The sequence below is a fragment of the Arthrobacter glacialis genome (assembly GCF_002909445.1).
Classification (GTDB): domain Bacteria; phylum Actinomycetota; class Actinomycetes; order Actinomycetales; family Micrococcaceae; genus Specibacter; species Specibacter glacialis.
In genome coordinates, this window is the sequence record NZ_PPXC01000007.1 from 63,024 (window position 1) to 85,774 (window position 22,751).

Sequence of the window (22,751 nt, forward strand, 5' to 3'; positions counted from 1 at the left end):
CGTTCGTGGGGTTGGCCCGTGGAGGCGGGGCCGCATGCTGTTGTGGACGTGGGTCCTAGGGTCCGGACTTGCCGGTGATGGCCGAAACAACTTTCGCCTGGCTCAGCAACCCTGTCACCCTGCCATCGAGGTTGATCACCGCATATTCGGTGTCCGGGAGCTGGGCCAGGTAGGCCACCAGTTCCTCCCCCTTGGCAACATCAGGCACGTAGGCGCCCAATGATAGGGTCCTGGCCACGGCCGTGGCGGGGGTTGTTGCCGCAACCTCGGGTGGCACATGGGCCAGCGCAAACTCATCAACCACGGCACAGGGGCGGCCATCGGGGCCGTACAAAACGATGGGTTCCTGGGGGTATTGTCCACGAAGTGTCCACAGCTGGGCCACGGTGCAGGCGTTTGATGCACTGATGGCCGGCGTAGCCAAGGTGCCCGCACTAATGTCCGGCAAACGCAGGCGGATGCCGGCGCCCTTGATGGAGGCCGAGGCGCCCATCCAGAGAAAACCGGCCATCAGGATCACGATGAACGCGGTGGTCAGCTCGGGTTGCCCACCCAGCAGGTAGGGAATTCCCAGGACCGCAACGGCCAGCACCACCGCAATAATGCGCCCGGCCCAGCCAGCAGCAACAGTGCCCTTCTCCTGGCTGCCGGTTAACTTCCACACAATGGACTCCACCAGGCGTCCACCGTCCAGCGGCAAACCGGGCAAGACGTTGAAGGCGCCAATGAGCAGATTGGCAACAACAAAAATGTTGGCCAGCAGCAGGGCAACGGCAGTTCCCAGGGAGGTGCGTTCCGGGAGCGCCAGCACCACCAGCTGGCCCAAGCCGGCTAGGACAAAGTTCGCCACGGGGCCGGCAAAGGCCACCACCAAGGCCCTGCCGGGAGTTGCCTTGCCGAAATCAAATTCCGTGTGGCCGCCCCATAGGTTCAAGACAATCTTGTGCGTTGGCCAGCCATACATTTTGGCTGCAACGGCGTGGGCCAGTTCATGGATCAGCACCGAGAACAGCAGCAGCAGGGCGTAGGCAAAGGCGACCAGGTAGGCGCTTGCGCCCAGGCCCGGCAAGTTGGTTTGGAGCTGCGGGCCGAAAATCAGCACCGTCACACCGGCAATGAAAAACCATGAGTTCGCCAAGATGATGGGGGTGCCGCGTACCGAGCCAATAACAAAACCCTCACGGCGCGCCTTGGCACCGTTGGCAGGACTACTCACAAAGCAGCCCCGGAGGAGGCGAACGTGGAAGCGAGAACAGCATTGACGTCGTCGTACGTTTTCCCTGAGAGCGTCTCCCACGTGGTCCGGCGAGCATCATCAGCCAGCGGCACGGCGTTGGGAATGGCAATCGTGGCAACACCTGAGGCCAAGGCTGAGGCAACCCCGGGAACCGAGTCTTCCAAGGCCGCGCAATGAGCCGCCGTGATGGTGGGATCTGTCTTGCGGAGTATGTCGATGGCCGTCAAGTACGGTTCGGGATGCGGCTTGCCGTTGTTGACGTCATCGCCTGTCACCAGGAATTCAAAGTACTCGTGGTCCAGCGCCTGGGCCACTTCCGCGGCCAGGTTGCGCTCGCTCATGGTCACCAGCGCGCAACGCACGCCACTGTTGTGCAGATCCGCCAGCAGTTCCCTGGCTCCCGGACGCCACGGCAATTCACGGCGCACCTTGGCAATGACCGCATTGGATAGGTGATCAATGATCTCCCGGCTGGTGAGATTGACACCGGCTTCCTGGAGAATCCTGGCTGAGGCGTCCAAGGCACTGCCCACCAAAAGGTGCGCCTTCTCCTCATCCCATTGCCCGCCATGAGCAGTCACCAACTCAATTTCGGCAGCAATCCAATAGGGTTCTGTGTCCACTAACGTCCCGTCCATGTCCCAGAGGACAGCTTTGAGCGTGGGAGAGGTCGGAGTCGCAAGGGGCGCGGCGGCGGCACTGGGTGAAAGCATGCCACTAGTCTACGGGGCGTGAACGGCTGCACGGTTTTCAAAGCGGGTTCCGCGTGGTGAGTATTGCCATCGGCTGCCAGAGCCTTAGGCTGGAGCCGTGAGCAGATTCAATGATGCGGAATCAGGCGAACCCGGGCTGATGCTAACTCCCGCAGCGGGTGAGGACCGGGTCACTGTCATGCTGGCGGCCTTTGAGGGCTGGAACGACGCCGGTGAAGCAGCCAGTGATGTGCTGAAGTACCTGCACAAATTCTGGGACGCCAAGAGAGTTGCCGTCATTGAACCGGATGAGTACTACGACTTTCAGTTCACCCGCCCCGAGGTGCGGCTCAATTCCGCCGGCCGGCGCAAGATCAAGTGGCCTGTGACAAAAATTGCCAAGGCCAGTATTCCCGGGACCGAGGTGGACGTCATTTTGGTCCACGGCATAGAGCCGTCCTACCGCTGGCGCGCCTACACGGCAGAGCTGCTGGCCAAGGCGGCAGAGCTACGCGTCAACTATGTGGTTCTGGTGGGTGCCTTGCTGGCCGATGTTCCACATTCGCGCCCCATTCCCGTCTCGGCTTCGTGCGACGACGCCGAGCTCGCCAAACGCTTGAACCTGGAACCATCCGCCTATGAGGGCCCCATCGGCATCGTGGGTGTCTTAAATGAGGTGTCGTTGCTGGCCGGACTGCCCACGGTTTCCGTGTGGGCCGCCGTGCCGCACTACGTGGCCCAGGCACCCTCCCCCAAGGCCGAGTTGGCACTGTTGAACAAAATTGAGGATTTCCTGCAGGTGACCCTACCCATGGCCGAACTGTCCGACGACGCCCAGGCGTGGGAGCGCGGCGTCAACGACCTCGCGGCCCAGGATCCTGAAATCGGTGCTTACGTGAAGCAATTGGAGGAAGCAAAGGACACGGCCGAGCTGCCTGAGGCAACCGGCGATTCCATTGCCAAGGAGTTTGAACGCTATTTGCGTAGGCGCGGAACGGATCAGCCCTAGGGCAGGCCCGTTCCGCGCGAAGCGTTTTAGAGCTCGATACCCAACAGTGCCTCAATGGCGTCCGAGACCAGCGCGGCATCTCGCACGCAGATTCCGCTGGCCGCAGGAGTGCCGGCGTTGGCTTGGGCAGCCCACGCGTCAATGGCTGCCAGGGCACGTGGAGCGTCAAGGTCCTGTGAAATTGCCGCCCGCATTTCGGCCAGCAGTGGCATGGCTGTTCCTTCCGGGGCCACGGCCACCGCTGCACGCCAGCGCGCCAGGCGATCCTGTGCCGAAACAAGCAGCTCCTGCGTCCAGAACCAATCGCTGCGGTAGTGGTGGGCCAAGATGGCCAGCCGGATGGCCGCGGGGTCAACTCCCTCGGCACGCAAAACAGAGACAAACACCAGGTTGCCCCGTGATTTGCTCATCTTCTCGCCGTCAAGACCCACCATGCCTGTATGGGCGTAGTGCTGGGCCATGGGAGTGTTGCCCAGCGCATAGGCGTGGCCCGCACCCATTTCATGGTGCGGGAAGATCAGGTCACTTCCGCCGCCTTGAACAGTAAACGGCTTGGGCAGGAAACGCTGGGCGATGACTGTGCATTCGATGTGCCAGCCAGGACGCCCGTCGCCGAGCGTGTCACCGTCCCAAGACGGCTCACCGTCGCGGGCGGCACGCCACAGCAGGGCGTCCAGGGGGTGCCGTTTCCCGGGCCGTTCGGGGTCGCCGCCACGTTCGGCAAAGAACGGGAGCATTTCCTCCTGGCTCAGGCCGGAGATCTGACCCAACCACCAAGGGGCGTCCAGGCCGCCAGTCTTGGCCGCGGCCGAGGCGGCCTCCACTGAGAAGTAAATATCGCCGTCGGGCTCTCCGCCGGTCCCAGCAACAGGGTAGGCGAGGCCGGCTTCAATCAATTTCGTCACTTCCGGAACAATCCACTCGATGGCCTCGACGGCGCCGATGTAGTGTTCGGGCGCCAGAACGTTCAACGCCTCCATGTCGGCCTGGAAGAGGGCGGTCTGGGAGATGGCAAGTTCGCGCCAGTCCTGACCGTCGCGGGTGGCTCGTTCCAGCAGAGGGTCATCGATGTCTGTGACATTTTGCACGTAAGTAACTGTGCTGTCGGCATCGAGCCAGGCCCGGTTGAGCAGGTCGAAGGCAACGTAGGTTGCCGCGTGGCCCATGTGGGTGGCGTCGTAGGGCGTAATGCCGCAGACATAGAGGCTGGCCTGATCCGAGTCAGGCAGTGCGACTACTCGTTGTTGGCTGGTTTCATGCAGATGAATGCTGGGCATAACGCCTGGCAGCTGCGGGAGGGCGAGGGACTTCCAAGTTTTCACAGAGCTAAGCCTATCCTCCGGGGGACCCAAAAAATCGCGGAGCGGTTTTTTGGGAGGAGGATAGGCGCTAACGGCCGCGGGGCCCCGAAACGCGCGGAGCGTGTTTTGGGGAGGCCGGAAGGCGCTATCCTCCGGGGGACCCGAAAAATCGCGAAGCGGTTTTAGGTCGCCGTCAGTCAGGGGTGATGACGTTGAAACCAAGCAGAATGTAGAGCAACAGGCCCAGGCCAATCCTGTACCAGACAAAGGGGCGGAAGCTCTTGGTGGAGATGAACTTCAGGAACCACCCAATGATGAGATATCCCACTCCGAACGCAATGACCGTGGCAAGAATGGTTTCGCCGATGCCGAAGGGGCCCTCGGCATTCTCATGGCCCGAGACGATCTTGTATAGCTCGTAAAATCCGCTGCCAAAGACGGCCGGGATCGCCAGCAGGAACGAGTACCTGGCAGCAGACTCACGGGTGTACCCCATGAGCAGGCCGGCGGTAATGGTTCCGCCCGAGCGTGACACGCCGGGGATGAGCGCCAGTGCCTGTGCAAAGCCGTAAATGATGCCGTGCTTGACGGAGAGGTCCTTCAGCTCCCTCTTCTGGCTGGCCACCGAATCGGCCACGGCCAAAATGAGTCCAAAGACGATCAGCGTGGTGGCCACCAGCCACAGATTCCGCAGCGTCGATTCAATGTGGTGTGCGAACACGACACCCAGCAAGGCAATCGGCAGGCTGCCGACGATGATGAGCCAGCCCATGCGGACGTCCGGGTCGGTGCGCGGCACCCGGCCCCGCAGGGAACCAAACCAGGCCTTGATGATGCGCACAATGTCGCGCCAGAAGAAGACAACAACGGCAGTCTCGGTCCCCAATTGACTCACTGCGGTAAATGCTGCCCCCGGATCGGCGCCCGACGGGAGGAATTTGCCCACGACAAATAGATGGGCGCTTGAGGAAATCGGAAGGAATTCAGTCAAGCCTTGTATGAGGCCCAGGAAGGCCGCTTCGAACCAGTTCACGGGATTCAGCCTAAAGCATGAGCGAGTTCACAATGATCCCCACCGCGGCGGACGCAAAAAAGGGGACACAGATCACCGTAAGCTTGCAGGCATGGAACAACGATTCATGGGGACCAGCGGATTGCGCGTCTCAGCGTTAACACTGGGGACAATGTCCTGGGGTAAAGAAACAGACGCAGAAGCTGCACGCACACAATTACGTGACTTTGTGGATGCTGGCGGAACTTCGCTGGACACTGCCGTCAGTTATGTGGAAGGCCGCAGCGAGGCCATTCTTGGCGAACTGATAGGTGACGTTGTCCCCCGCAGTGACGTTGTCCTCATCTCCAAAGCAGGCATCAGCCACCGCAACGGAAAAAGCATGGTGGACACTTCCCGCAGAGCCATGTTGGCTGGTTTGGATGCATCCTTGGCGCGGCTGGGAACGGATCATCTGGATCTATGGTTGGCGCATATTTGGGATGACAACGTCCCGCTGGAGGAAACCTTGGGGGCGCTTGAGTACGCCGTCAGCAGCGGCAGGGTTCGCTATGCCGGAGTCTCCAACTACAACGGCTGGCAGTTGGCCCGCGCAGCAACGCTCAGCGACACAGCACTTGTGGCCAACCAGGTGGAGTATTCCCTGTTGGCCCGCACTGTGGAGAAGGATGTGGTCCCCGCCGCGGAACATGTGGGTACAGGTCTGCTCTGTTGGGCTCCCCTGGGCCGCGGTGTCTTGAGCGGAAAATATCGGGGGCAGATTCCCAGCGATTCCCGGGGCGCCAGCGCCACGATGGGCAGTTACGTGGAAAAGTACTTGGAAGGCCGCCCGGCTAGCATTACCGAGGCTCTGCTGACTGCCGCCAAGGGCCTGGGCCGGCCGCCGCTGGATGTGGCCTTGAGCTGGCTTCTGGACCACCACGGCGTCTCCGCGGCAGTCATTGGTCCGCGCAGTCCCGAACAGCTCAATGAAATTCTCAAATCGTCCTTGGCACCGCTGCCCGAGCCAATCCTCAGCGTGTTGAACGAGGTCTCCGCGCTGTAACAGCCAGGAACTTCAGCCAAAACGGCACTTAAATTGTGAAAGCCCTCAAAAGAGGGCTTTCACAATTTAAGAATCAAGAACAATCAGCCTCAAAGGGGCCGAAGGAAAACTATTCGGCGGCCGGTTTGGGCTCTTCGTCAGCATCATCGGAGTCTTCAGAGTCCTCATCGAACTCTTCACCATCTTCACCGTAAATTACCAAGGGTGTCACTTCGTCAAAGGCATCGAAAAGTGCCTCTTCATAGGCTTCAAAAGCGTCAATGATGCCTAGGAAGGTGGCCTCAACAATGGGGTCTTCTTCCCCACGGCGGGCTGACGCGGCCACCAGATGTTCTTCCAATGCTGTGGTCAATGCACTCAGTGCTTCGCGGGGATCAATGCTCATGCGATTGACGGTACCAGTGAGTTCCCCAACATGAAAGTCCTTTTCGTCTTCCACGGTAGGTCGCTGCCGGGTCAAGGGGTAGGTTTTGTAGATGACGGGCAGTTCGCAGGCCTTGACGAGAAAGGACAGTCCATGAGGGAAACGCTGAAACCAGCACTGACAGGGCGTGGGACACCGCTGCGCCAGTACGAATATCTACTCATCACTGTGTCGCCCGGCGAGTCTGTTCCCATCGCCTATCAACGCGTGCGTGAACATGCTGAATACGGCAAATGGGAGCTTGAACGCAGCACCCTCTACTTGGGCGGAGAGCGAAAATACCTCATGCGCCGCAAGGTGCTGCGCGTGGAACGGACCTTGACCGTCTACTAAGTGCCAGGGCAGTCTCTCCGTCCAGACTGTCAACAGCTGCGTCGATTCTTCATCCGATTGGACAAGGGGTGACTCAATTTATTGACTCCTCCCAATGATGCGCCCATGATCAAGCTGATGGGCGAACAATCGTAAAGACGACTCTCACGCTGGGGCAGAGTACGTGGCCTGCAAGTCCACTTAACGGTGGCGTCGTCGGGATTGGGGGAAGAATGAGCTGTGAGTCACCCCATGTATGGGAGCTCAACCTTATGGGTTTCTGGCTCCTCAAACTCGACGGCCATCCCGTCATCGTTGGCCACCGTCAACAACGCCTCATCGCTGCACTGGCTATCCTTGGGGGCCGGTCAAGATGCTCCATGGCGGGCCTGCTCTGGCCAGAGAGTTCCCAGGCACAGTCCGCAGGGAACCTGCGTGCGAGCCTGTTTCAGATCACACACAAACTCCCTGGGCTTGTTCATCCTTCGCGTGAAATCCTGATGTTGGAACCGCAAGTCGCCATTGACTTTCACAAAGTTCAATCACTTATTGCCGGCATCCAGGAAACCGGCAATACTGTGGCGGCGGATTCGGCCTATGCGCTCTATCATGCAGACCTCCTGCCCGGCTGGTACGACGATTGGGTTGTGTTCGAACAGGAACGACTGCAGCAGTTGCGCCTCGACGGGCTGGAGGCGCTGGCGGCACATTGTCTGCAGGTGGGCGCCACCGGGCGGGCCCTGGAAGCTGCACTTGCTGCCACCTGGATTGAGCCGCTGCGCGAAAGCGCACAACTGATCCTGCTGCAATGCCACATTCAAAATGGCAACATTGCCTCCGCCTGGCTCGCGTTCCACGAATTTCGCGCACTGTTGGACCAGGAACTGGGGGTGAGGCCCTCCGCAAGTTTCAGCGACTTAATGGAATCTCTTGGCCCCAGACGGGCACTGGAAACCCACGCGCAGCCCGTCCACGCAGCCCAGGGCCGCACCCCATGGCGATCAGGTAGTTGACGAGCGGGTTTTTGGACGTGGGGTTTTAGACGCCCCGGGCAGCGATATCCCAGCCTTCATTGGCACCCTCGAGAGTGTTGAGTTCTGGTCCGTCTGTTCGGTCTGCCAGCAGGTCGAATGCCTCCGCGGCCAGATAGCTGACGATGAGGGTCGTGTTTCCTTGGGACGTGGCACCGCTCGCCCAGCCACCAACAGCGCCATCCGCGTTCTGTTGATGGAGAAGGTAGCTCGCGGCGGCCAGAGCCGTTTCGGAGACATTGCTGCCATCCTGGGAGGCCACGGCCAGTTCCTGCGCAAGCACATCCAGCCGGTACTCATGCGCCGCGAGCAGCAGGATGGCATCTGAGAGTAGCGCTTGCGATGCGCCGTCCATCGGGTGCCGTTTCACGGTGTTGGAGAGAAGCTGGCGCCGGGGGCGGCCAAGCCCATCGAAAAAATGTTGCAGCCGCTCCGTCGGCGAAGCAGGCATGGATGCGCCGCGGATTGGCACCAAATCCCCCACGTCGCCTGCGCGTCGGCAAAAAACGTAGGCGCGTTCCGCGGCGTCGCGAAGTTCCCGTGCCGTGGGGAGGGCCAGACCCGGGTGCAAAGGCTTCCTGCCGCTGTTCGCCCATCCATATGACTCGGCGGGCAGAGGCTCAAGCAGCAGGACTCCACAGACTAACCCTGCCACAAATGTTGTGTGATAGGTGTGCTCGAACGCGTAGGCTCGGCGGGCAGTTCCTGCAAGCCCTGCGAACTCATCGGCGCGAAAACTGGGACAGGGCAGAAAACCCAGGTCATCCCACGTGTCCAGCAGGGATTCGATGCCGAGGGTGACTGCCAGAGTGGGTTCCAGATCGAGAATGGCGTGGCCCAGGAGACCTTCACCAGCGACGTCCAGATTTTCATCGGCCAGTTGCCACGCAATGATGGCCTGTAGCTGCTTCGAGAGAAAGCCACGGTCGATCTCCTCGACAGCCCTCAACCCAAAGTCGCCCAGGAACATCAACGCATGGGTGATGGCGTAGGCATCATCACCGGACATGAAAATAGGGTGAGTGGGGGACGCGATGGTGGCTCCTTGCACCTGTTGCTGCCAGTCCGGAACATAGGCAGGGTCCACAAGCTGGTTCAGCCAAGAAAATTCCATCCACCGATAAGGTAACCGCTCGACACCGGCGGCTTGTCCACTGTGCAAAGCGGAACGGAACACGGCGTCGAAATCTGTATCGACGCTGCCTGCATGGGTGAGGATTGCGTGACCAATGCCCACTGAGGCGCACATCTCCGGGTACCGCATGATCAAGAATTTGTTGCGCGGGCTCCGAACCTGCTGCCCGAGCACTGTTCCGAGCCGTTCAACGGCAGCCGCCAGTTCCGGTTCATTCCGGGCCACCCGCTGGCCCACAAGGACAAGCAATGCCGACTCAATAAGAATCTTGTCGGTGAACCGGACTCTGGAGCCTTCGCCAAAGTCAGGGAGATATTCCTCGTAGTCGCCCAGCCGCGGGATTTGCTGGCTGGCAAAAACGATCACCTCGCTTAGCCGGGTGAGCAGTTCCTCCCTGGACAACCCCCAACGATCGCCGCGGTGAGGAACGTTGGGTGCATGGCCATTTGAGTCCATGGCTATTCCCTCTTCCGTTCAGGTCAGGGCCGGGGCGGCACGGCGCAGGTGGGGAAGTTTGCAAGAACTTGCCCACCTGCATGTCAATCGTGCGCACCGGGGTTGCGGCGACTACTCGGACAGGGCTTCGCGGACTGAATCTGCTTGGCCCCTCACCTCTTCCAGCTGCGGTGCAACAATGCCTGTGACGAGAAAATACTCATTGCAGCACAGAATGTGCAGACTGAGCTCATCTCCCTTGTTGGAGACTACTCCGGCAACACTTTCCACCAATTGGCGAATGGAGACATCCATGTTGACGGTCTTCGACTCGTCAAGGGATTTAACGACTTGCTGAATATCTCCGTGGCTTAGTTTTTGTGACATGTGGATCACCCTCTTACGGTTCATTGCGATTTTTCGTTTGGCCCGACCAAACGAACATTCCACCCCATAACAGGCTTGGCTGCCTACTGCTGAGGTGGTATCGATTCTCCGCCCGCATGCGTTATCCGCTCGTTACTGCAGCTCACCAACGGAAACCGACACACCGTCCACACCTCTAAGGTTCGATGGGCCCCAGCCAGGCATTGGCGATGGTGGAGTGGGCTGATTCGTCGTCCGAGGGATGGAACATGCCAGCCAAAACATCCCTGTACAACCGGCCCAGTTCATTGCCGGCAAAGTAGCTCCCGCCACCACTCACACGGATGATCAGGTCCACTACTGTGCGTGCCGTTTCGGTGGCACGAACCTTCAGCCCCACCAATTTCGGGAACCACATGCCGCCATGGTCCACTAGCTGATCCACATCTCTGGCGACCGATTCGAGCTGGGGGTACAGCCCCTCCATGGCCATGGCAGCGTCGGCAATCCGCCAACGGATATCCGGATCCTGCGCGTAGCTCTTCCCGCCATTTTTCTTGGATGTGCGCTTGTGGACTGTGGCCACACCTATCTGCAAGGCCCGCTCCCCCAGCCCCGTGTAAACAGCCGCCAGGAGGGTCTCAAAACAAGCAAAGATGGCAAAAATCAGCGGGTCCGCGTTGGGACCTACCGGCAGTTTCCTAAAGACACGCTCTGCCGGGGCGACTGCGCCGTCCAGGACAGTGGTGTTTGACTGGCTGGCGCGCATCCCTAGCGTGTTCCAGTCGTCCTTGATGGTGTACCCGGGAGTTTCACGGGTGATAAACCCATGCACAAGAACAGGCTCCTCGGCCGTGGAATCCTTGCCAAAAATCCCGAGTCTTGTCCAGGCAGGGGACAGGGACGTGAAGATCTTGGTGCCAGTAAAGGAATAGCCGCCGTCGCCCAGCGGCACTGCGACCGTGTTGGAGTCAAAAAGCACCTGGTCATTGCCGGCCTCGGAATTGCCAAAGGCAAACACCTCCCCCGCCACCGCCTCGGTCAGCACGTAGTGCAGGGAATCATCACCCCGAACTGCTAAAAGGTGGGCAACGCCTGTCCACACCAGATGCATGTTGATGGCCAATGCCGTTGCCGGGGCAGCAGTTGCCAACCTGCGTTGCGCGGCGGCGACCTTTTCCAGCCCAAAGCCGAGACCGCCGTCGTCCGTGGAAGCAAACATGGCCAAGTATCCTGCCGACTTCAACTCGGCCAGGTCCTCATGGAAGAACTCATTGCGTTCGTCATAGCCCCTGGCACGGTCTCGGAACCGTTCCAGCAGCTCATCGGGCAGGAGTTCTTTGAGCTCCACACTCATGGGCGCCCCTTAGTAGTTGCTCAGCAGGCGGTCCAGCACGCGGACACCAAACTTCAAGGAATCCACCGGCACGCGCTCATCCACACCGTGGAACATGCCCGTGAAATCCAGCTCCGGCGGTAATTGGAGCGGAGCGAATCCGTAGCCCGTGATACCCAGACGGCTCAGGGACTTGTTGTCAGTGCCTCCGGATAGCGTGTACGGCAACACCGTGGATCCGGGATCTTCAGAGTGCAGGGAATCGATCATGGCATCCACCAAATTACCGGCGAAGGGGGTTTCCAGGGACACATCATTGTGAATGGTGGAGATGTCAATGCCCTCGCCCGCCAATTCACGAACCAATTCCAGCACCTGCTCATGCTGGCCGGGCAACGTGCGAATGTCGATCATGGCCTCAGCCGTGCCCGGAATCACATTTGCCTTGTAGCCACTCTTGAGGAACGTGGGATTGGCCGTGTTTTGCAAGGTGGCGCCCACAAAGCGGGACACCGTACCGAGCTGACTCAAGAGCGTTTCCGGGTTGGACTCATCAAATTCGACGCCGGTCAGTTCAGAGACGCCTTCCAGGAAGGCCCGCGTCGTGTCGGTGTATTCGATGGGCCACTGATGATCGCCGATGCGGGTGACGGCTCGGGCCAGCCGCGTTACAGCGTTGTCGGTGTTGATGTGTGAGCCGTGGCCGGCGCGGCCATGGGCTGTGAGCCGCAGCCAGGCAAGGCCCTTCTCGGCGGTCTGCAGCAGGTAGGCGCGTTTTCCATTGATTTCGGTGGAGAAACCGCCCACTTCGGAGATGGCCTCCGTGGCTCCCTCAAAGAGCTCCGGCCTGTTGTCCACGCTCCAGCGCGCCCCGTACGCGCCGCCAGCTTCTTCATCAGCGAAGAAAGCAAAGATGATGTCCCGTTTGGGCTTGCGGCCCTCCCTGCCCATGGAACGCATTACCGAGAGGATCATGGCGTCCATGTCCTTCATGTCCACGGCGCCGCGGCCCCAAATGAGCCCGTCGCGTTCTTCACCGCCGAACGGGTCGACGCTCCAATCGTGGGCCTGTGCCGGGACGACGTCCAGGTGACCGTGCACCACTAGGGCCGGCAGGGAGGAATCACTGCCTTCCACCCGGGTCACCACGTTGGCACGGCCAGGTGAGGACTCGTACAGCTCAGGTGCAAATCCAACCTCAGCAATCAAAGCTGCCGTGTGTTCAGCAATGGCCCGCTCTCCGGGACCTTCATTGTCGGCAAAGTTGCTGGTGTCAAAGCGGATGAGATCGGCGCAGATGCCTGCAACTTCATCCTCGGGCCTGACGGTATTCACAGGGAAACTCCTTTGTGCGGTGGCGTACAACTCAGCCTACCGTTTGGGCCCATCGAGCCCCTGTCAGGACTAAAAAATGGACAGGAAATGCTCGATTGTTGTTTTACGCAAAAGTCATGCTATTGTTTTCATCGCTGCTGAGGGAGACAACGATTCAACCGAAAGGAAGAATTGCTCCCGACATCACCTGCGCGAGTGGCGGAATGGCAGACGCGCCAGCTTGAGGTGCTGGTCCTGGAAACGGGGTGAGGGTTCAAGTCCCTTCTCGCGCACGGACAGACTCCCTGAGAACTTAGGTTCTCAGGGAGTCTTTTGTTTTAGCTCAAGTGACTCTCTTAGACCTGAGAGTAGCCGAAAGAAACACCAGTTGGCGGGCCCGGCGGTGAAAAATGAGCTATATTTCCAGCCGCACGGCCGATCCGGACACCTGAATGCCGCCCGTCTCCGGAATGGTGATCTGCAACTGCGAGGGGCTGCCCATGTGGTGGCCCTGCAGGACGGAAACGACCGCGGGCAGTTCCAATTCATCCACCTGCCGAAGGTATCCGCCCAGAGATGCGGCCGCCGATCCCGTTGCCGCATCCTCACGAACCCCTCCTGGCGGGAAGGGATTGCGTGATTCAAAAGAATTACCTGTGAGCCTGAACATAACGTTCACGGTTGCTCCCCAGCCCTGCTCAGCCATGAGTGCCGCAAGCAGGTCAAAATCGTAATCAAAGGACGCCAGGATTTCTGCCGAGGCCACCGGAACTATGGGGTGCCAGTTGCCAGCAAAGGACACCAGCACCGGCAGCGCCGGGTCAAGTTCATCGGCCCTCAGCCGCAACGCCGTCAAAAGCCGCCCGCGCACCTCTGCGGAAAGCTCCGCCACTTGTGTGTCAACACTGGTCAGCGTGGCCCGGACAGCGCCGTCGTGGACAAAAGTGTCCAGTGGAATCTCCCCCACCGGCGTATGGAACATCAGCGGGCCGGTTCCGAAGGCCTGGGCGAGCGCCACGGCCGCCGCGATGGTTGCATGCCCGCAGAATTGCACTTCGGTTGAGGGGGCAAAATAGCGCACGTTGTAGCTGCCATCTTCCCGACGCGTGAGGAAGGCGCTCTCGGAGTAGCCAAGCCGTGTGGCAATCGCCTGCATCTGGCTGCTGTCCAGAGTACTGGCGTCAAGAACCACGCCCGCCCTGTTGCCGCCGGTGGGGTCAGTTGTAAATGCCGTGTAGTGAAGTATCTCCATGCCCCTACGTTACTGCTGCACCGGTATGGACTCCCGCGTCATTCGGTGTCCAAAGAGAAAAAAGTGGCCTGTTGCAGCGGATAGGCTGGTACTTTCATATGACGCGTATCAGAGGGTTAGCTTGATAAACCACAGCCGCTCCACCCGGATATTTGCACTTCTGGCAGGTGTGGCCGCCGCTGGATTGGCACTCACACCGTCCCTCGTCCCCCGCCCCGCACTTTTTCAGGGATTCCTGGTCGGCTTGACGTTTGGTCTGAGCTATCTGGGGGCAGCCTGGCTGTTCAGCACGGTTACCCGAGAACTGGTACGACGCCGGATCCTCACCCTCCCCCGCAAGCTCACCTTGCCGCCGTGGGCATGGCTGGTGATTGCGGCGGCGGTGGCACTTTATATTGCTGTCCTTGGCACCCTGGCGGTGCGTTGGCAAAACGATGTGCGCAGCCATGTTGAGATGCCGCCGGTGGACGGCCTGGACCTGGCGACGTTCTTTGCGGTTGCCCTGGTCATGGCGGCAGTGGTTTACGCAGCCCATCGGGGCCTGCGAAAAATGGCTTCCCTGGGGAGGTCATGGGCCTCACGTGCCACGCCGAAACCAGTCTTGGTCAAGGCCGGTGGTCTTCTGACGGGCGCGCTGACTGCCGTGCTGGTCTTGACGATCTTGGTCAGCGCCGCATTGTTTGGCACTGACAACGTCTATGCCGCCCGCAATGCCACCACTCCTGAGGGCATCAGCGAGCCGCCCTCGGAGTTCCGCTCGGCCGGGCCGGATTCGGCTGTGGAGTGGAAGAAGTTGGGCATGCAGGGCAGGGCGTTTGTTGGTGGCGGCCCCTCGGCCGCCACCATCGAAGAGCTCACCGGCCGGCCTGCCCGTCAGCCTGTCAGGGTCTACGTTGGTTCGGAACAGGCAGATTCCATGGCCGCCAGGGCCCAGCTTGCCGTCGCCGAACTCAAGCGGACAGGCGGCTTCAACCGTTCGGCGCTCATGATTGCCACCCCCACGGGATCGGGGTGGCTGGAGCGCCAAGCCGTGGATTCGCTGGAGTACCTGCACAGTGGAGACACGGCAGTTGTCTCCATGCAGTATTCGTACCAGCCCAGCTGGGTTTCCTTCCTCTTTCACCAAAACCTCCCGCGCGAATCCGCACAAGCCCTCTACCAGGCGGTACGGAGCGAATGGGAGTCCATGCCGGAGCAGGAGCGCCCCAAACTGCTGGTTTATGGCCTGAGTCTGGGGGCCTCGGGCATGCAGTCAGCCTTCACCGACGTGGATGATCTCATCAGCAGCGTGGACGGGGCAGTCTTCTCCGGCGCCCCCAACAACTCACAGCCTTGGGGCACCCTGCAAGAGGCGCGTGATGCCGGGTCGCCGCTCTGGCAGCCCACGTTCGACGGCGGCCGGCACGTCCGCTGGCTTTCCAACAATGGCGATTTTTCCCGGGTTGCTGGCCCATGGGAATCAGGCCGGATAGCGTACCTGCAACACGGCACGGATGCCGTCACCTGGCTGACACCACGGCTGATCTGGGAGAAGCCGGAATGGTTGGGCGGCAGTGCCGAGTCTGGCGGGCGGGCTCCGGATGTCAGCGACTCCATGCGATGGGTCCCACTGGTGACCTATCTTCAGGTGGCCTTTGACATGTTCCTGGGCGAATCTGTGCCCCACAGCCACGGCCACAACTTTGGTGACGTGGCCGTGGAATCGTGGAACAACGTCCTGCCCAGTGGCTTGGATCCGGCCTCAGTGGAGCGGATCCAGTCGGTCATCGAGAGCTACCCGTACCAGGAATCGATGACCAACTAGTCCCCACGCCCGAGAGTTCCCTGGCCAAGGAACGAGGCGAGGGAGGGCGTGGGGAGGGTCAGTTGCTGGGCGGATTCGCAGCGCCAGGGGCACCTGTAAATTCTGCCGTGGCTTATGCGCAGCCTTGGCAACCAGTGTGGCGCATAGACCGCATTCTGGGCGCGCGTGCTTTGGGTATGCGTCGTGCCAGGACCCAGTGCGGCGCAGCTTTGACACTGGCGCCACGCCCGGTACCAGCAGCGCGCATGCCCAAAGCGGAACCGGCTTATGCGCCACACCAACTCCCAAGCTGGCGCATAAGCTGCCAAAACCACACAGCCGGCCATTAGCAGACGCTTGACGAGCTAAGGGCAGCTCGGATACTGGGGTCGCCCCTCTCCAAACTGCCTAACTCACCCAATTTACGTATCAGTTGCAATGGCTGTTTAGGCGCAGCCTGCCCACACTGTGCCGCTGAAGTACTTCCTGGCGCTGCGCGCGTGCCACGCGGTGAACTCGGAACTCAGCCATGCGCCGTCGTCCGTCCTGTGATCCAAAACCTCAAGGGACACAGTTGCCGGCAGGAACACCGGCGAATCGAAGGAGATGTCCCAGCTAAAGGCGTGGGGCTTGGCCTGCGGCACAGTGGCCAAAACACGCGCTGCGGCGTACATGCCGTGGGCGATGGAGCGGCGCAAACCCAAGGCCTTGGCGGTAAGGACGCTCAGGTGAATCGGGTTGAAGTCACCAGAGACGGCCGCGTAGGCGCGGCCAGTGTCAACGCCCAACTGCCACTGCGCTGTGGGTGCTGGCGGGACGAAATCCACCCGCGGTTGAGCCGGCGAGGGCTTATCCAACCCGGGCAGGAACACGCCCTTAGCCAGGTATGTGGAAACACCGCGCCACAGCAATTCCGTACCCTCGGCATTGTGAATCTCGGCAACGATCTGCACCTGCGTGCCAATCCTGTGCCCACTCAGATCCCGCGCCCAGGCCCGCACAGACAGTTCATCGCTGAACAGCACCGGTACAAAGTGCTGCACCTGGTTGCGCAGATGAACCATGCCCAGCAGCGGCAGCGGGAAGTCCTCCTGAACCATCACGCTCATGGCCACAGGGAACACGAGGGCGTGCAGATAGCCTGAGGGCAGGATGTCGCGTGCCGGCTCGCCCATCAGGTGGGCGAACTCTGTCAATTTGGCCAAGTCGGCCCGCACACCGCGGACTTCCACGGCGCGGGCAGGCAGACTCGTCACCAACGCGGGGCGGGTGAGCCGGGCCCTTGCCGCCGTGGCTGCCGCATTGACGTACAGCTTGGAGAGCGAGGGCATCTCGGTCAATACTGTCTCGGCTGTCATTGCCCCACCAGGTTCTGTCCGCACACACGCAAAATGTTTGCGCTCACCCCCGCCGCGTTGGGGGATGCGAAGAACGCAATGGTCTCCGCCACGTCACTGGGCTTGCCGCCTTGCTGCAGGCTGTTCAGACGCCGGGCAACTTCGCGGGTGGCAAAGGGGATCTTGGCTGTCATATCCGTTTCGATAAACCCCGGCGCCACGGCGTTGACGGTGCCTCCGCGCGCCGCCAACAAGGGTGCTGTGGAACGGACCATGCCCATGACGCCCGCCTTGGAGGCCGCGTAGTTGCTTTGGCCGCGGTTGCCGGCGATGCCGCTGGTGGAAGCAACGCTGACAATGCGCGGGTTCTGGGTGAAGTGTTCGCTGGCCAAAAATGCCTTGTTCATGCGCAATTGCGAATCAATATTCACGGCGATCACCGAGTCCCACCGGGCGGCATCCATGTTGGCCAGCAATTTGTCGCGCGTGATTCCGGCGTTGTGGACAACAATGTCCAGGCGACCGTAGCGCTGGATGGCATGTTCTAGGATTCGCTCCCCGGCTTGTGGATGGGTGATATCCAGTTGCAGGGCGGTGCCGTGAATCTGATTGGCGACGGCGGCCAGGTGGTCCCCCGCTGCCGGCACGTCCACAGCTATGACTGTGGCGCCGTCGCGGGCCAGGGTGCGGGCAATGGCTGCACCGATCCCGCGGGCAGCACCGGTCACGACCGCCACGCTTCCCTTCAGTGGCGCCTCCCAATCGGGTGCCTCTGTGGATCCCTCGGAGGAGGCCGTCAGAAACTGGCCGTCAACGAAGGCCGAGCGCCCGGAGAGGAAGAACCGCAATGCGGACATGACGCTGGGTGAATCCGCCGCAATACCGTTGGCCAGCACCACGCCATTGGCTGTGGCACCGGCCCGCAACTCCTTGGCCACGGACCGGATGATCCCGTCGACTCCGGCGCGTGCGGCAGCAATGCCCGGCTCATCGTCCGTGGTGGCCTGGCGGGAAATGCTGACAACGCGGGCGTTCCTGTTGAGATCCCGCAGTGCTGAGCCCACGGCCAGCATGGGTGCCGAGAGTCCTGTGGGGTGCTCCAGTTCATCCAGGACCACCACAATGGCGCCCAACTTTTCCTTGGGCGTTGCATGCCGGCGCACGTCTTGGTGCCAGCCGAGCAACACTGTTGCAACGGCGTCGGCCCCGGCGCCAGCACCCACCACAAGAATGGGACCTTCCACCAAGGGGGCCTGGGGGCTGTAGCGGCGCAAGATGGCTGGCTGGGGCAGGCCCAGGCGTTTGGCCAAGTCCTTGCCGAAGCCGCGGCTAACAAATTCGGTGTACTTGTCGGCTTGTTCGCGAACACCAAATGATTTGTGTTGAGAAGTCATTGGCCTACCTCGCTTCCAGGATGGCTACAACGCCTTGGCCGCCTGCAGCGCACACGGAAATCAAGCCGCGCGCTGGGCGCCCGTCCACCGCACCGCGTTCATGGAGCATCTTGGCCAAGCTGGCCACCAAGCGTCCGCCGGTGGCGGCGAAGGGGTGGCCTGCCGCCAGCGAGGAACCGTTGACATTCAGTTTGGCTCGGTCGATGGAGCCGAAGGCGCCGTCCAGACCCAGGCGGGTGGTACCAAACTCTTCATCTTCCCAAGCGGCCAGCGTGCTCAGCACCGTGCCGGCGAAGGCTTCATGAATTTCAAAGTAGTCAATGTCATCCAGCGTCAGGCCGTTGCGGGCCAGCAGACGCGGGACGGCGAAGGCCGGAGCCATCAGGAGCCCGTCCTTGCCGTGCACAAAGTCAACGGCAGCTGCTTCACCGTCAACCACTTCAGCTAGCACGGGCAGGTCCCGGGCGGCAGCCCAATCCTCCGACGCCAACAAAACGGTTGATGCGCCGTCGGTGAGCGGCGTGGAGTTTCCTGCCGTCATGGTGGCCGCATCCCCCAGCTCCTTGCCGAAGACGGGTTTTAGCTTGGCAAGCTTCTCAACGGAGGTGTCCGCGCGAAGGTTTGAATCACGGCTCAGGCCGCGGAACGGGGTCAACAGGTCATCGAAGAAGTGGTTGTCGTAGGCGGCGGCAAGGTTCTTGTGGCTGGCAAAGGCCAGCTCATCCTGCGCCTCACGGCTGATTTTCCACTGGGCAGTGGTGAGCGCCTGGTGTTCGCCCATGGAAAGTCCGGTGCGCGGCTCTCCCGTGGACGGGGCGTCGGGGGAAAGGTGCTTCGGACGGATGCGGCTGGCAATTTTGACCTTGTCGCCCAGAGACTTGGCCCGGCTGAGATCCAGCAAAATGGTGCGCAAGCCTTCACTGACGGCGATGGGGGCGTCCGAGGCAGAATCCACGCCGCCGGCAATGGCGGAATCGATCTGGCCCAACTTGATCTTGTTGGAGAGTCCAATGACGGCTTCCAACCCGGTGGCACAAGCCTGCTGAAGGTCGTAAGCGGGTGTGGTGGCAGCCAAGGCCGAGCCAAGAACCGCTTCACGGGTGAGGTTAAAATCCCGCGAGTGCTTCAAAACGGCACCTGCGGCAACTTCACCAATTTCTTCATCGGCCAGGCCGAAACGGGCCACCAATCCATCCAACGCAGCCGTGAGCATGTCCTGGTTGGAGGAATGCGCATAGGCTCCCCCACTTCGGGCAAAGGGAATGCGGTTGCCGCCCACGACGACGGCCTTGCGAATGCCAGCGCTGCGTGCGCCTGTTGTTTTGGTTCCCACGTTTTCACTGCCTGCTGCTGTTGGAGTAGTCATGAAGCTCTCTCTTGGTAGAACGCCGTCTGTTACTGATACTCAGCGTACCTGATACGCTGAGTATCGTGAACACGTTACAACAAGAGTCCGGGGCGCCGACTGCCGCTTCAGCGGCCGCTGGCACCGGCAGCGCACCCCAGCCCAGCCCAGCCAACGGCGCCGGGACAGTTGATGGGCGTTCGGCGAGGTGGGACGCGCACCGTGAGGAACGGCGTCGTACCTTGATCAAGGCAGCACGCCGGGCCATCCACCAGCTCGGCTCCGACGCCTCAATGGAGGACATTGCAGCCAACGCAGGCACTTCCAAGTCTGTGTTCTACAGGTATTTCGGCGACAAGTCGGGACTCCGCCATGCCGTTGGGGCTGTGGTGATCAGGCACATGCAGGACACCATCGCAGCCGCCAGGCAGGGCGCAAGCGAGCCCCGGGAGGGCGTGACGGCCATGGTCAGCGCCTACCTGCAAATGGCGCAGACGTCCCCCAATGTCTACTTCTTCGCGACGATTCCCACGGACGGCGACACCCGGCCATCAGGGGAATTGAGCGGCTTCTTCAACTCCGTGACTGCCATGATCACCGAGCCGATGCAGCAGTTGGTGGGCGATCCGGCGTCGCCCCTCATGGGCTACTGGCCAACGGCGGCTATCGGCCTGGTGCGCACCGCGGGTGAATTGTGGCTACAAGCGCCGGCTGATCCCAACAAACCAGCAGCCAACGCCATGGCCGAACAAATTTCGGCATGGCTTTTCGACGGCGTGGGCCAGTTCATCTCCCCCGCCGCGCCCCACCAATCAGTTACCGCAGCAGAAGGAAAATCATGACCAACGTTTTGACACCAGTTTCTCCCGCAGCTCACGACGACGGCGCAACAGTTGACGTTGCATCGCTCGGTGAAGTGTTGCTTGGCAGGTGGGCACAGGTTCGTTTGGACGCCCGGAAACTGGCCGGGAATCCCGAGCTGCACAAGATTGAGGGCTTGAGCCACACCGAGCACCGCGAACGGGTTTTCAAGCAGTTGGGGATCCTGGTTGAGCAGGATGGTGTTCACAGGGCATTCCCCACTCGGCTTGGCGGGAGCGATGACCATGGCGGCAATGTTGCTGGGTTTGAGGAACTGGTCATTGCCGATCCGTCCCTGCAGATCAAGGGCGGGGTCCAGTGGGGCCTGTTTGGCTCGGCCGTGATGCACCTTGGCAACGAAGAGCACCAGAACAAGTGGCTGCCTGGCATTATGAACCTGGAGATCCCCGGCAGTTTCGCCATGACAGAAATTGGCCATGGTTCCGACGTCGCCTCCATTGCCACTACTGCCACCTTTGATGCCGACACCGACGAATTTGTTATCAACACACCATTCGCGGCTGCCTGGAAGGAATATCTGGGCAATGCTGCCGTTCACGGTGTGGCTGCGGTGGTGTTTGCGCAGCTGATCACCAAGGGCGTCAACCATGGCGTTCATGCCTTTTATGTGGACCTTCGCGATCCGGCCACCATGGAGTTCCTGCCCGGAATTCAGGGCAAAGATGACAACATCAAGGGCGGCCTGAATGGGATCGACAACGGCCGCCTGGCCTTCGATCACGTGCGCGTGCCGCGCACCAACCTGCTCAACCGCTACGGTGATGTGGCAGCTGACGGCAGCTACAGCTCACCCATTGCCAGCCCAGGCCGCAGGTTCTTCACCATGCTGGGAACCTTGGTGCAGGGCCGGGTGTCCTTGAATGGAGCCGCCGTGGCCGCATCCAAGGTGGCGTTGAAGATTGCCATTCAGTACGCCACCGAGCGTCGCCAATTCAACGCGGCCTCGGACACTGAGGAAGTGGTGTTGTTGGATTACCAGCGTCATCAGCGCCGGTTGCTCCCCCTCTTGGCCACAACCTATGCAGCCGCCTTTGCCCACGAAGAGTTGCTCATTAAGTTTGACGACGTGTTCTCCGGCAAGCACGACACCGATGAAGACCGTCAGGATTTGGAGACGCTTGCAGCTGCGCTGAAGTCTATGAGCACTTGGCATGTTCTTGACACGCTTCAGGAGTGCCGGGAAGCGTGCGGTGGCGCGGGCTTCATGGTGGAAAACCGTTTCACTTCACTGCGCGCAGACCTTGATGTGTATGTGACCTTCGAAGGCGACAACACGGTCCTGCTGCAATTGGTGGCCAAGCGTTTGCTGGCTGATTACAGCAAGGAATTCCGCAACCTTGACATTGGCATTCTGGCCCGGTTTGTGGTGGGCCAAGCAGCAGACCTGACGCTCAACAAGACCGGACTGCGCCAAGTGGCCCAATTTGTTGCCGACTCCGGTTCCGCGCAAAAGTCCGCCAAGGCTTTGAAGGACGAGGACACACAGCGCCAGATGCTCGCCGATCGCGTGCAGACGATGGTGGCCCAGGTTGCCGCCGCGCTCAAGGAAGCAGCAAAACTGCCCAAGGATCAGGGGGCCGCAGTTTTCAACGACCACCAGAATGAACTCATTGAGGCTGCCCGCGCCCATGCCGAATTGCTTCAATGGGAAGCATTCACGGACGCCCTGAACCGTGTGACTGATGCCGGAACCAAGAAGGTTCTGACGCGCCTGCGCGACGTGTTCGGCCTTGGCTTGATCGAGAAGCACCTTGACTGGTACTTGATGAATGGCCGCATCTCCATGCAAAGGGCCCGCACTTTGTCCCCCTACATCAACCGGGTGTTGGCCAAATTGCGTCCGCACGCCCTGGACTTGGTGGACGCGTTTGGCTACGGCCCCGAACACCTGCGCGCCACGATTGCCACCGGCATTGAGCGTGAACGCCAAGACGAAGCCCGCGACTACTACCGCAAACTGCGGGCCAGTTCAGCCGGCCCCATCGATGAGAAGGTGCTAATCCATAAGGCTAAGTCAGCTTCCAAGGTCTAGGCTCTGTTTCTTACTGGTCAACTTCTTACTAGTCAACCTTCTTACGGATCGACTTCGCGCTCGACGGCGGCACCTGA

The 22,751-nt window shown here is 60.8% G+C and carries 20 protein-coding genes and 1 tRNA gene; 8 read left to right on the forward strand and 13 right to left on the reverse strand.

Annotated elements, in window-relative coordinates:
• Nucleotides 1-55 precede the first annotated feature (55 nt).
• Nucleotides 56-1,216 (reverse strand): site-2 protease family protein, encoded by a 1,161-nt coding sequence (locus tag CVS27_RS10500; RefSeq protein ID WP_103465692.1) that lies wholly within the window; start codon nucleotides 1,214-1,216, stop codon nucleotides 56-58.
• A complete protein-coding gene (locus tag CVS27_RS10505; RefSeq protein ID WP_103465693.1) occupies nucleotides 1,213-1,950 on the reverse strand; it encodes an HAD family hydrolase in 738 nt (245 codons plus the stop codon). Before CVS27_RS10505 ends, CVS27_RS10500 begins: the two co-directional genes overlap by 4 nt.
• A 139-nt stretch (nucleotides 1,951-2,089) precedes the next feature.
• Here CVS27_RS10505 and CVS27_RS10510 point away from each other — a divergent pair, with 139 nt between their 5' ends.
• Nucleotides 2,090-2,938 (forward strand): proteasome assembly chaperone family protein, encoded by an 849-nt coding sequence (locus CVS27_RS10510; protein WP_103465842.1) that lies wholly within the window; start codon nucleotides 2,090-2,092, stop codon nucleotides 2,936-2,938.
• A gap of 26 nt (nucleotides 2,939-2,964) precedes the next feature.
• Here the strand turns inward: CVS27_RS10510 and mshC are convergent, their stop codons facing one another.
• Nucleotides 2,965-4,260, reverse strand: a complete 1,296-nt coding sequence (gene mshC / locus CVS27_RS10515; protein ID WP_103465694.1) for a cysteine--1-D-myo-inosityl 2-amino-2-deoxy-alpha-D-glucopyranoside ligase — start codon at nucleotides 4,258-4,260, stop codon at nucleotides 2,965-2,967.
• A gap of 172 nt (nucleotides 4,261-4,432) precedes the next feature.
• Nucleotides 4,433-5,272: an undecaprenyl-diphosphate phosphatase gene (locus CVS27_RS10520; protein WP_103465695.1), complete on the reverse strand. Its 840-nt coding sequence runs from the start codon at nucleotides 5,270-5,272 to the stop codon at nucleotides 4,433-4,435.
• A 91-nt stretch (nucleotides 5,273-5,363) separates the two neighbouring features.
• Here CVS27_RS10520 and CVS27_RS10525 point away from each other — a divergent pair, with 91 nt between their 5' ends.
• Nucleotides 5,364-6,296: an aldo/keto reductase gene (locus CVS27_RS10525; RefSeq protein ID WP_103465843.1), complete on the forward strand. Its 933-nt coding sequence runs from the start codon at nucleotides 5,364-5,366 to the stop codon at nucleotides 6,294-6,296.
• 109 nt (nucleotides 6,297-6,405) lie between these two features.
• Here the strand turns inward: CVS27_RS10525 and CVS27_RS10530 are convergent, their stop codons facing one another.
• The gene (locus CVS27_RS10530; protein ID WP_103465844.1) at nucleotides 6,406-6,681 is read right to left on the reverse strand and encodes a hypothetical protein; all 276 of its coding nucleotides are present in this window, start codon (nucleotides 6,679-6,681) and stop codon (nucleotides 6,406-6,408) included.
• A gap of 132 nt (nucleotides 6,682-6,813) precedes the next feature.
• Here CVS27_RS10530 and CVS27_RS10535 point away from each other — a divergent pair, with 132 nt between their 5' ends.
• Both CVS27_RS10535 and CVS27_RS10540 read left to right on the forward strand, forming a co-directional pair.
• A complete protein-coding gene (locus CVS27_RS10535) occupies nucleotides 6,814-7,053 on the forward strand; it encodes a DUF5703 family protein (RefSeq protein ID WP_103465696.1) in 240 nt (79 codons plus the stop codon).
• A 479-nt stretch (nucleotides 7,054-7,532) separates the two neighbouring features.
• Nucleotides 7,533-8,045 carry an AfsR/SARP family transcriptional regulator gene (locus CVS27_RS10540; RefSeq protein WP_165788291.1) on the forward strand — a complete coding sequence of 171 codons (513 nt, stop codon included), beginning with the start codon at nucleotides 7,533-7,535 and terminating at the stop codon, nucleotides 8,043-8,045.
• Nucleotides 8,046-8,070: 25 nt separating this feature from the next.
• Here the strand turns inward: CVS27_RS10540 and CVS27_RS10545 are convergent, their stop codons facing one another.
• From CVS27_RS10545 to CVS27_RS10560, 4 genes are all read right to left on the reverse strand, one after another.
• Nucleotides 8,071-9,654: a DUF6895 family protein gene (locus CVS27_RS10545; RefSeq protein ID WP_103465698.1), complete on the reverse strand. Its 1,584-nt coding sequence runs from the start codon at nucleotides 9,652-9,654 to the stop codon at nucleotides 8,071-8,073.
• A gap of 111 nt (nucleotides 9,655-9,765) precedes the next feature.
• On the reverse strand, nucleotides 9,766-10,020 hold the full coding sequence (locus CVS27_RS10550) for a hypothetical protein (RefSeq protein WP_133159103.1): 255 nt from the start codon (nucleotides 10,018-10,020) through the stop codon (nucleotides 9,766-9,768).
• A gap of 175 nt (nucleotides 10,021-10,195) precedes the next feature.
• Nucleotides 10,196-11,356, reverse strand: coding sequence for an acyl-CoA dehydrogenase family protein (locus tag CVS27_RS10555; protein ID WP_370739500.1), 1,161 nt, complete (start codon nucleotides 11,354-11,356; stop codon nucleotides 10,196-10,198).
• A gap of 9 nt (nucleotides 11,357-11,365) precedes the next feature.
• On the reverse strand, nucleotides 11,366-12,670 hold the full coding sequence (locus tag CVS27_RS10560; RefSeq protein WP_103465700.1) for a M20/M25/M40 family metallo-hydrolase: 1,305 nt from the start codon (nucleotides 12,668-12,670) through the stop codon (nucleotides 11,366-11,368).
• 189 nt (nucleotides 12,671-12,859) lie between these two features.
• Between CVS27_RS10560 and CVS27_RS10565 the strand changes: the two genes are divergently transcribed.
• Nucleotides 12,860-12,942 (forward strand) — tRNA-Leu (locus tag CVS27_RS10565).
• Between the two features lie 122 nt (nucleotides 12,943-13,064).
• Here the strand turns inward: CVS27_RS10565 and CVS27_RS10570 are convergent.
• A complete protein-coding gene (locus CVS27_RS10570; protein WP_103465701.1) occupies nucleotides 13,065-13,901 on the reverse strand; it encodes a PhzF family phenazine biosynthesis protein in 837 nt (278 codons plus the stop codon).
• A gap of 121 nt (nucleotides 13,902-14,022) precedes the next feature.
• On the opposite strand from CVS27_RS10570, the gene CVS27_RS10575 reads away from it, so the two are divergent.
• The gene (locus tag CVS27_RS10575; RefSeq protein WP_165788292.1) at nucleotides 14,023-15,705 is read left to right on the forward strand and encodes an alpha/beta hydrolase; all 1,683 of its coding nucleotides are present in this window, start codon (nucleotides 14,023-14,025) and stop codon (nucleotides 15,703-15,705) included.
• A 425-nt stretch (nucleotides 15,706-16,130) separates the two neighbouring features.
• Here the strand turns inward: CVS27_RS10575 and CVS27_RS10580 are convergent, their stop codons facing one another.
• The 3 genes from CVS27_RS10580 to CVS27_RS10590 are packed head-to-tail and all read right to left on the reverse strand — an operon-like array spanning nucleotide 16,131 to nucleotide 19,781.
• A complete protein-coding gene (locus CVS27_RS10580; protein WP_103465703.1) occupies nucleotides 16,131-17,042 on the reverse strand; it encodes a MaoC/PaaZ C-terminal domain-containing protein in 912 nt (303 codons plus the stop codon).
• Nucleotides 17,039-18,415, reverse strand: coding sequence for a 3-oxoacyl-ACP reductase (locus CVS27_RS10585; RefSeq protein ID WP_103465704.1), 1,377 nt, complete (start codon nucleotides 18,413-18,415; stop codon nucleotides 17,039-17,041). Before CVS27_RS10585 ends, CVS27_RS10580 begins: the two co-directional genes overlap by 4 nt.
• 4 nt (nucleotides 18,416-18,419) lie before the next feature.
• Nucleotides 18,420-19,781: an acetyl-CoA C-acetyltransferase gene (locus CVS27_RS10590; protein WP_103465705.1), complete on the reverse strand. Its 1,362-nt coding sequence runs from the start codon at nucleotides 19,779-19,781 to the stop codon at nucleotides 18,420-18,422.
• A gap of 65 nt (nucleotides 19,782-19,846) precedes the next feature.
• Between CVS27_RS10590 and CVS27_RS10595 the strand changes: the two genes are divergently transcribed.
• Both CVS27_RS10595 and CVS27_RS10600 read left to right on the forward strand, forming a co-directional pair.
• Entirely contained in the window at nucleotides 19,847-20,602 is a 756-nt protein-coding gene (locus CVS27_RS10595; protein ID WP_103465706.1) for a TetR/AcrR family transcriptional regulator, read from the forward strand.
• The gene (locus tag CVS27_RS10600) at nucleotides 20,599-22,674 is read left to right on the forward strand and encodes an acyl-CoA dehydrogenase family protein (protein WP_103465707.1); all 2,076 of its coding nucleotides are present in this window, start codon (nucleotides 20,599-20,601) and stop codon (nucleotides 22,672-22,674) included. Before CVS27_RS10595 ends, CVS27_RS10600 begins: the two co-directional genes overlap by 4 nt.
• Nucleotides 22,675-22,751: the final 77 nt, after the last annotated feature.